Here is a 629-nt window from a genome sequence, read left to right on the forward strand (position 1 = left end):
GGACGATGGTGCCACCGTTCCGCCCTGAACATCCCGGATATAATTTGCCTGACATGCGGCCAGAAGAAAGCCAGCAACAATCAATATAAAAAGAAAAATAGTCTTTACCTTTTTCATATACTTTCCCTGTATTTAAAGACTCCGGCATTCATCCCTGAACACCGGAAGTCAGTATTTCAAATCATCCTTGATAATTTTTTGTTACCAGTTACCGTCCCGATAATCAAAAGCTATATAACAATTATCCACATCAGGTTTTATTTGATTTTTAAAAAATGGCTGTAGTAAAGGAACCCATTCTTTCTTCAAATCAAACTCACCATTATTAATATTATCCTTTAAAGGCATTCCCAAGCTTTCAATGACAGAACCATCGTCACCAAAGTCTTTAGAATACTCTTCCCCTTTAAACTCTTCAGTTTTCTTATCAAACCATGTCAAACGTAATTTAAGCCCCATATTTACCTCTCAAAGATATTTTTTAATGTTCCGTTTTGGATCTGGCCCTTTAACCTGCTTACCCGTTTTGGGATCAAATGCGCCTAGGTGTTCGCCATCACTGGCACGATACCCTTCAAGCTCACCGTGCTGGGAATCCCATTCATAAATTTTACGTTTTTTATCGCCAT

Annotated in this window: 3 protein-coding genes; all 3 read right to left on the reverse strand. The window is 38.3% G+C overall.

The genetic code is table 11. The features are described 5' to 3' along the window. The coding region (locus tag ACFPZN_RS56420) for a colicin release lysis protein (RefSeq protein WP_378293720.1) at nucleotides 1-117 on the reverse strand (117 nt) is incomplete at its 3' end. A gap of 84 nt (nucleotides 118-201) precedes the next feature. Further along, nucleotides 202-459: a colicin E3-like toxin immunity protein gene (locus ACFPZN_RS56425; RefSeq protein ID WP_032440455.1), complete on the reverse strand. Its 258-nt coding sequence runs from the start codon at nucleotides 457-459 to the stop codon at nucleotides 202-204. A gap of 9 nt (nucleotides 460-468) precedes the next feature. After that, nucleotides 469-629: colicin E3/pyocin S6 family cytotoxin (locus ACFPZN_RS56430; RefSeq protein ID WP_252391075.1), on the reverse strand; the 161-nt coding region annotated here is incomplete at its 5' end.

Origin of the sequence: Actinomadura rugatobispora (genome assembly GCF_042656285.1) — a bacterium.
Classification (GTDB): Bacteria; Actinomycetota; Actinomycetes; order Streptosporangiales; family Streptosporangiaceae; genus Spirillospora; species Spirillospora rugatobispora.